4 protein-coding genes and 1 pseudogene are annotated in these 8,305 nt (G+C 70.4%); 1 reads left to right on the top strand and 4 read right to left on the bottom strand.

Going from position 1 to position 8,305, the window contains the following annotated elements; all coding sequences use genetic code 11:
- Positions 1-126 (top strand): annotated as a pseudogene (locus tag MTDSW087_RS30925) (porin family protein); the annotation flags it as partial.
- Positions 127-327: 201 nt separating this feature from the next.
- Here the strand turns inward: MTDSW087_RS30925 and parE are convergent.
- The 4 genes from parE to MTDSW087_RS19655 form a co-directional block, all read right to left on the bottom strand.
- Complete coding sequence (gene parE / locus MTDSW087_RS19670) at positions 328-2,388, bottom strand: DNA topoisomerase IV subunit B (protein WP_144766596.1); 2,061 nt, start codon at positions 2,386-2,388, stop codon at positions 328-330.
- Between the two features lie 524 nt (positions 2,389-2,912).
- Complete coding sequence (locus MTDSW087_RS19665) at positions 2,913-4,871, bottom strand: PhoX family protein (RefSeq protein ID WP_144766595.1); 1,959 nt, start codon at positions 4,869-4,871, stop codon at positions 2,913-2,915.
- A gap of 658 nt (positions 4,872-5,529) precedes the next feature.
- Complete coding sequence (locus MTDSW087_RS19660; protein WP_142582684.1) at positions 5,530-6,252, bottom strand: ABC transporter ATP-binding protein; 723 nt, start codon at positions 6,250-6,252, stop codon at positions 5,530-5,532.
- The gene (locus tag MTDSW087_RS19655) at positions 6,245-8,293 is read right to left on the bottom strand and encodes a branched-chain amino acid ABC transporter ATP-binding protein/permease (protein ID WP_144766594.1); all 2,049 of its coding nucleotides are present in this window, start codon (positions 8,291-8,293) and stop codon (positions 6,245-6,247) included. Before MTDSW087_RS19655 ends, MTDSW087_RS19660 begins: the two co-directional genes overlap by 8 nt.
- Positions 8,294-8,305 lie beyond the last annotated feature (12 nt).

Raw genomic sequence — 8,305 nt, 5'->3', positions numbered from 1 at the left:
ACCGGCATCCCGGTCGGCCTCGGCAGCACCGGCGTCACCGTCGTCTCCGGCGCCACCAACCGCCGCAACGACACCGAGTTCGCCGTCGTCCGCGCCGGCATCAACTACAAGTTCGGCTCGTACTAAGACCTGCCGGGCCCTTCGGGGCCCGGACGGCTCCAGCCGAAACGGAAAGCCCGGCCTCACGGCCGGGCTTTCTGCGTTTCAAGGGTCCGGGATTCCAAAGGGATCATCCCTTTGGCGGGGTATCGGGGCAGAGCCCCGATGATCTCCAGGGCTCTGCCCTGGCCCCGCCGAAGGGACTTGTCCCTTCGGGATCCCTGGATCTCAGATGTCGAGGTCGGTGCCTTCCGCGAAGGCGGCGCGCTCGGTGATGAAGGCGAAGCGCGCCTCGGGCTTGTTGCCCATCAGCCGGTCCACCGTGTCGCCGGTCGATTCCCGCGCCTCGTCGAGCACCGCGACCCGCAGCAGCGTACGCTTCTTCGGGTCCATGGTGGTCTCCTTGAGCTGCGCCGGCATCATCTCGCCGAGGCCCTTGAAGCGGCCGATCTCGACCTTGCCGTTCTTGAACTGGGTCTTGATCAGATGGTCCTTGTGCGCGTCGTCGCGCGCATAGGCCGTCTTGGTGCCCTGCTGCAGCCGGTAGAGGGGCGGGATCGCGAGGTAGAGATGCCCGCGGTCGATGAGCTTCGGCATCTGCCGGTAGAAGAAGGTGATCAGCAGCGAGGCGATGTGGGCGCCGTCCACGTCGGCGTCCGTCATGATGATCACCTTCTCGTAGCGAAGGTCCGCCTCGCGGAAATTCGCCCCCGTGCCGCAGCCGAGCGCCAGGGTCAGGTCCGAGATGAGCTGGTTGGCTCCGAGCTTGTCGCGCGAGGCCGAGGCGACGTTCAGGATCTTGCCGCGCAGGGGCAGGATCGCCTGGGTGGCGCGGTCGCGCGCCTGCTTGGCCGAACCGCCGGCCGAGTCGCCCTCGACGATGAAGATCTCGGAGCCGGTGGTGCCGGCGGCCGAGCAATCGGCGAGCTTACCCGGCAGCCGCAGCTTGCGGGTGGCGGACTTGCGCGCGACCTCCTTCTCCTGGCGGCGGCGCAGGCGCTCCTCGGCCCGGTCGATCACCCAGTCGAGGAGCTTGTTGGCCTGGGCCGGGGAGGCGGCGAGCCAATGGTCGAAGGCGTCGCGGATCGCGGTCTCGACGATGCGGGAGGCCTCGACGGTCGCGAGCTTGTCCTTGGTCTGGCCCTGGAACTCCGGCTCGCGGATGAAGACCGAGAGCATGGAGGCGCAGGTCGCCATCACGTCGTCGGTGGTCACCGCATTCATGCGCTTGGCCTGGTTCACACGCTCGGCATGCTCGCGCAAAGCCCGCAGCAGCGCGACGCGGAGACCCGCCTCGTGGGTGCCGCCATCCGGCGTCGGGATCGTGTTGCAGTAGGAGGAGGAGATGCCGTCGTCGGTGACCATCCAGGCCACCGCCCATTCGAGCGAGCCGTGGCTGCCGGGCTTCGTCACCTTGCCGGAGAAGATCGCGTCGGTGACGAGCTCCTTCCCCTCGATGTCGCGGGCGAGGTAGTCGCGCAGGCCGCCGGGGAAGCGGTGCACGGCTTCCGCCGGCACGTCCGCTAGCCCTTCGAGGAGGGCGGGGGCGCAGCGCCAGCGGATCTCGACGCCGCCGAACAGATAGGCCTTGGAGCGCGCCATCTTGAACAGGCGGCGCGGGTCGAACTTCAGCGAGCCGAAGATCTGCGCGTCCGGGTGGAAGCGCACCTTGGTGCCGCGCCGGTTCTGGACGCGCCCGACCGGCTCCAGGGCGCTGGTCGGCAGGCCGCGGGAGAAGGTCTGGCGGTAGAGGGTCTGGTTGCGGGCGACCTCGACCTCGAGCAGGTCCGAGAGCGCGTTCACCACCGAGATGCCGACGCCGTGCAGGCCGCCCGAGGTCTCGTAGACCTTCGAGTCGAACTTACCGCCCGCATGCAGCGTGGTCATGATGACCTCGAGCGCGGACTTGCCCGGGAATTTCGGGTGCGGGTCGACGGGGATGCCGCGGCCATTGTCGGTGACGACGAGGGCGCCTGTCTCCTCCAGCTCCACCTCGATGAAGCTTGCATGCCCCGCCACCGCCTCGTCCATCGAGTTGTCGATGACCTCGGCGAAGAGGTGGTGCAGGGCCCGCTCGTCGGTGCCGCCGATATACATGCCGGGCCGGCGCCGCACCGGCTCCAGCCCCTCCAGCACCTCGATGGCCGAGGCGTCGTAGCCGCCCTCGGCCGCCTGCACGGCGGCGAGCGGCGCCACGGCCGCGCTCGTGTCGAGGCGGCGCCGCTCGGTCGGCGTCGGGCTCGCGGCGGGCGCCTTGCCCGCGAAGAGGTCGCGCGCGGGATCGCTCACGCGACGGCTCCGCGATGCGGGTTTTGCGGCATCGGCCGCGGCGGGAGAACGTGCAGCATTCGCCTTCATCCTCTGACCGTACCGGAACAAACCGGAAACAGAAAGGGGCTATCGCACCGCAGGAGCGGCCGGGCAGGGACCGGCGCGAGCGACGCGACCTCCCATGACATGGGATGGGGTTGGTTAAGAAGGGCTGATCGCGGCAGGGGAGGGGCGCGCGGGAGGCGGGAAGGGGCGGCTTTCAAGTGTCACCGCGGCCGCATCCGGCCGCTCGCCCGCGAGGGATCTGCGTTACCCCTCGTAGCCGGACGCATGCATCGAAGCCTGCGGAAGAGCGCAACGCGCTCCCTCTCCCATTCGGGAGAGGCTGGGGTGAGGGTCGAGAACGCGCCGGAGAGGTCGCGACGGTTCACGCTGGGCCTCTCCTCCCCCTTGCGGGGAGGGGAGCCGCGCTCAATGGGAAGCCCCAATGTGGCGGGATCAGCCCGCTCGAATGACGGGGCTTTACAGAACCCGATCCGGAATCAGGTTCCCACCCGGCCGCCGCCGCGCTTGGTGATCGCCACCACGGCGGGGCGGGGCGGCAGGGTCGGGTCGAAATCCGGCCAGCGGGTGGCGGGCTTCTCGAAGGTGGCGGGCTCCGCCTTCAGGTCCTCCTCGTCGGCCTCGCCCGGATGCTGCACGGCGACGAAGAAGGTGGTGTCGTCGGGGGTGAAGTAGGGGCCGCACATCTCGGCGCCGGCGGGCACCTGGAAGAAGTGCTTGGCGGTGCCGCGGCCGGCCCCTTCGGTCTCCATCGCCCAGATGCCGTCGGCGCGGCCGGTGCGGGCGGCCGAGTTGCCATCGGTGGCGACCCAGAGCCGGCCCTGGCTGTCGACCGCGCAATTGTCGGGCATGCCGAACCAGCCGTCCTTCGTGGTGGCCGAGGAGAAGGTGGCGCCGACCGACGCGACCGAAGGATCGCCGCAGCGCACCAGCACCTCCCAGGCGAAGCCCGGCGCGGCGAAATCGCCTGCGTCCGGGCCGATCTCGACGATGTGGCCGAAGCGGTTCTCGGGCCGGGGATTGGCCGCGTCGACCTGATCGGCCTTGCGGCGGCCGTTGTTGGTCAGCATCACGTAGACCTTGCCGGTCTTCGGATTGGCCTCGACGTCCTCGGGCCGGTCCATCTTGGTGGCGCCCAGGAGATCGGCCGCGCGCCGCGTCTCGATCAGGACGTCCGCCTGGTCGCGGAAGCCGTTGGCCGGGGTAAGCGGGCCCTCCCCGAAGACCAGCGGCAGCCAGGCGCCGCGCCCGTCCGCGTCGAAGCGGGCGACCGAGAGCGTGCCGCGGTCGAGGATGTCGCGGTTGGCCGCCTTGTCCTGGCGATCGACCGTCGCATCGGTGACGAAGCGGTAGACGTAGTCGAAGCGCTCGTCGTCGCCCTGGAAGACGACGTAGCGGCCGTCCCGGGCCAGGATCCCGGCAGCGCCCTCATGCTTGAACCGGCCCATGGCCGTGCGCTTCTTCGGCACCGAATTCGGGTCGAAGGGATCGATCTCCACCACCCAGCCGAAGCGGTTCGGCTCGTTCGGCTCGCGGCCGAGGTCGAAGCGCTCGTGGAATTTGCCCCAGGCGTAGAGATTGCCCGGGATGCCGAGCCGCTTGTGGTTGCGGGCCTCCAGGGAGTCGGGGGGAAGCGTGCCGGTGAAGTAGTAGTTGATGTTCTCCTCGCAGGTGAGCCACGTGCCCCAGGGCGTGGTGCCGCCCGCGCAGTTGTTGATCATGCCGAGCACGGAGCGCCCCTCCGAATCGGCCGCCGTGCGCAGGCGCGCGGAGCCCGCGGCCGGGCCGGTGAGGGTCATCGGCGTCGTCGCGGTGATGCGGCGGGCGAAGGCTGAATCCGGCACCACCCGCCAACGGTCGCCATCGCGCCGCACCTCGATCACCGAGCCGCCATGGGCCGCCATCTCGATGTCGACGAGGTGCTTCGACATGCCGGCGAAGGCGGTCTTGCCCTCCTGCCGGCCGAGGCCGGGGAACATCAGCTCCTCGTTGGTGTATTCGTGGTTCACCGCGAGCAGACCGTGCCCGGCCGGGTCGGCGGCGCCGGGCAGGGGGAAGTATCCGAGGAAGTCGTTGTTGTAGCCGAACTGCTTCGCCTGGGCCTCGGGCGTCTGGGCGTGCGGATCGAAGGGCGGGGCGCCGGGGAGGACGGGGTCGCCCCAGCGGATCAGCACCTCTGCATCGTGGCCCTCGGCGACGTGGTGGTGCTCGTCGGATCCGGCCGGCAGCTCCCGGAAGGGGAAGGGCGAGGCGTCCGCCGCCGCGAGCGCCCGGGGCCCGACCACCGCGCCGATCGCGCCGACCGCCAGCGCCCCGCGCAGCAGGTCGCGCCGGTGGAAGCGGGCGGCCACGACCTCGCCGAGGGTCGGGTTCGCGCTGGCATTCGAGCCGGCATCCTCGGCGGCCTCCGCCTCCTGCGAGCGGTTGAGCGCGGTCATGGCAGGGCCTCCTGGAGCGCCCCAAAACCGAAGCGGATGCCGGTCCGGACGGAGGGCGCGTCAAAGCAAGGGGACCGGGGGCCGGTCCCGGATGAGGCGGCTACACGTCGCGCATGGCGCCGCGATGACGCTTCGTCGGGAGGCCCCAAGCGGATGCCCGCCCGGAGGGCTGTGCCGCGAAAGAGACAGGGGCGGGCCCGCTGCTGTGGATGGCGGCGGCTGCCGCGGAAGCGTCAAGCTTTGGGCCCGACACTGCCAGGATCGGAATCGATCCGGTCACACCATGCTTGCAACGTCCCGCGTCGTCATTCTCGAGCACCGCGAAGTCGCTGCCGTCGCCGCGACCTCCGCCCTGTTCTTCGCAGGCCTGTTCCTCGTGACCTGGCTTTTCGCATAGGCGGCCTCCGCCGCCTATCGGCACGAGCACGCGGCAGTCCGTCGCCGATCGAGCGCGTTCGAGGGGAGCACGCGGGTCCTTGCCCCCCGCCGATCCGATTCTCGACCTCATCCCGAGAGCTTGCTTGTGCGGGCCTCGAAGGAGGCCTCCAGGGATCTCGGCGCTATCTGGAGGCCTCCTTCGAGGCCTCCGCTTCGCTACGGCACCTCAGGATGAGGTGGGGGATGGGAAGGGCGGATCTCTGCGCGGGGATCGGCTGGATCAGTGGCTGCCGCCGAGATAGGCCGCGCGCACCGCCGGATCGTTGCGCAGCTGCTGAGCCGGGCCCTGGAAGCGGATGCGGCCGTTCTCGAGCACGTAGGCATGGTCGGCCACGCCGAGGGCCGCCATGGCGAACTGCTCGACCAGCAGCATCGTCACCTGCTCGGCCTTGAGCTGCCGGATGATGCGGAACACCTCCTCCACGAGCTTGGGGGCGAGGCCCATGGAGGGCTCGTCCAAGAGGAGGATCTCCGGGCGCAGCATCAGGGCCCGGCCCATGGCGAGCATCTGCTGCTCGCCGCCCGAGAGCGTGCCGGCGAGCTGGGTGCGCCGCTCCTTCAGCCGGGGGAACAGCTCGAAGGCGCGGTCGCGGTCGGCCGCCACGTCGCCCTTCGGCCGCGAGCCGGTCAGACGCGGGAAGGCGCCCAGCGTCAGGTTGTCCTCCACCGAGAGGGTCGGGAAGACCCGGCGTCCCTCCGGCGAGTGGGCGAGGCCGAAGCGGGCGACGTCGTAGCTGTCGAGCCCACCGATCTCGCGCCCGTTCAGGCGGATCGAGCCGGCGCGCGGCCGGATCATGCCGGAGAGCGCCCGCATGGTTGTGGTCTTGCCGGCCCCGTTCGAGCCGATCAGCGCCACCACTTGGCCCTTGGGCACCGCGAAGTCGAGGCCGTGCAGCACCTCGATCTGGCCGTAGCCGGCCGAGAGACCCGAGACCTCAAGCATGGGCCGTCTCCTCATCGGCGACCGGGCTGCCGAGATAGGCCTCGATCACCTTCGGGTCCTCCTGCACCGAGCGGGCGCTGCCCTCGGCGATCTTGTGGCCGAAATCGAGCACGCTGACGCGATCGCACAGGCCCATCACGACGTCCATGTGATGCTCGATCAGGATCACGGTGATGCCCGCATCGCGGATCTTGCGGATGATCGTGGTCAGCTCGGCGATGTCGGGGGCGGTCAGGCCCGCCGCCGGCTCGTCGAGGAGGAGCAGGACCGGGTCGAGGGCGAGCGCCCGGCCGATCTCGAGGAGGCGCTGCTTGCCGTAGGGGAGGTTGCGCGCCTCCACCTGGGCCAGGGAGCCGAGCCCGACGAAATCGAGGATCGACATGGCGCGGGCACGCTGCTCGCGCTCCTCGCGGCGGCGCCGCGGCGTGCCGAGGATCGCGTCGAACAGGTTGCCGCGGAAGCTGTGGTGGAGGCCGACCAGCACGTTCTCCAGGGCCGTCATCTCGCGGAAGAGCTGCACGTTCTGGAAGGTGCGGGCGACGCCCGACGCCGCGATCTCGGAGGGCGTGCACCCGTCGAGGCGCTTGGCGCCGCCGGCCCGGGCCAGGGTCACCGAGCCCGCGGTCGGCTTGTAGATGCCGGTGAGCACGTTCATCATCGTGCTCTTGCCCGAGCCGTTCGGGCCGATCAGCCCGTGGATCGTGCCCGGCCGCACCGTGAGGTCGACGCCGGCCAGCGCCTTGAGACCGCCGAACTGCATCAGGGCCTGCTCGACGGTGAGGAGCGGATCCGCCCCCGCGCCGCCGCTCTGGGCGCTGAGGGCCACGCCGCCGGCCTCGAGGCTCTTGCCCTCGGCCGTGTGGGCCGGGCGGAGCGCCGGGATCTTCTCGCGGAAGAAGCCGACGATGCCGTCCGGCAGGTAGTAGACCACGAACAGGATCATCAGGCCGAACACCGTCAGCCGGAAGTCGGTGACGGATTGCAGCGCCAGCGTCGCCGGGAAGAAGGCGAGGCAGAGCCCGACCGGCACGAGCAGCGCGAAGCGGTTCGCCTGGCGGCGCAGGAAGGCCAGCGCCCCGACCACCAGGGCGGCCGCCGCGATGAGGCCGGCCATGATGCGCACCAGCTCGATATCGGCCAGGACGTTGGGCATCATCACGATGATCGCGGCGCCGATGATCGGCCCGGCGCGGGATTTCCGCCCGCCCATGGTGACGGCGAGCAGGAACAGCACCGTCAGCTCGAAGCCGTAGGAGTTCGGCGCCACGTAGCGCTCCGACCACGCGAACAGCGCGCCGGCGAGCCCGGCGAGCGCCGCCGAGATCACGAAGGCGTAGACCTTGTAGCGGTAGACGCTGACGCCCATGCAGTCGCAGGCGATCGGCGAGTCGCGCAACGCCTCGAAGGCGCGGCCGAAGGGCGAGCGCACCACCCGGTTCACCACCACGATGGTGGCGAGCAGAGCCGCGCAGGTGAGATAGTAGAATTCGAGCTTGCGCCCGGCCGCGCCCCAGGGCGCCTGCATGCCGAGGAGGGAGAAGTCCAGCACGCGGGCCGGCGGCAGGGTGATGCCGAGCGGGCCGTTGGTGAGCGGCGTCAGCTCGTTGATGAAGATCTGGATGATGGTGCCGAAGGCGAGCGTCACCATGGCGAGGTAGGGGCCGGTGACGCGGAGCGCCGGCACGGCGAGCAGCACGCCGAAGGCCGAGGTGACGCCGATTCCGGCCAGGATCCCCCACCACAGCCCGAGCTTGAAGTGGAGGAACAGCACCGCTGCCGCGTAGGCGCCGACGCCGAACAGGCCGGCATGGCCGAGGCTGACCTGGCCGGTATAGCCGACCACGATGTCGAGCCCGAGGATCAGGATCGCGTAGATCGCGATCACCACCACGAGGTGGACGTAGTACGAGCTCGTGACCACGTGCGGGAAGGCGGCGAGGAACACCACCAGCAGGACGGCTCCGAGGAGGCCCGCATAGCGCGACAGGCTCGGGGCGGAGGCCGGCGCGGGGGCGTCGGCGGGGGCGAGGGTCTGAGCCATGGCGTCAGGCAG

The organism is Methylobacterium dankookense (assembly GCF_902141855.1).
Taxonomy (GTDB): domain Bacteria; phylum Pseudomonadota; class Alphaproteobacteria; order Rhizobiales; family Beijerinckiaceae; genus Methylobacterium; species Methylobacterium dankookense.
This window is presented reverse-complemented; position numbering and strand designations above follow the sequence as displayed.

Excerpts from the sequence above, each read along its gene's own strand:
- MTDSW087_RS19660 (WP_142582684.1), bottom strand. The coding sequence starts at position 6,252 with ATGCTTGAGGTCTCGGGTCTCTCGGCCGGCTACGGCCAGATCGAGGTG.
- MTDSW087_RS19655 (WP_144766594.1), bottom strand. The coding sequence starts at position 8,293 with ATGGCTCAGACCCTCGCCCCCGCCGACGCCCCCGCGCCGGCCTCCGCC.
- MTDSW087_RS19665 (WP_144766595.1), bottom strand. The coding sequence starts at position 4,871 with ATGACCGCGCTCAACCGCTCGCAGGAGGCGGAGGCCGCCGAGGATGCC.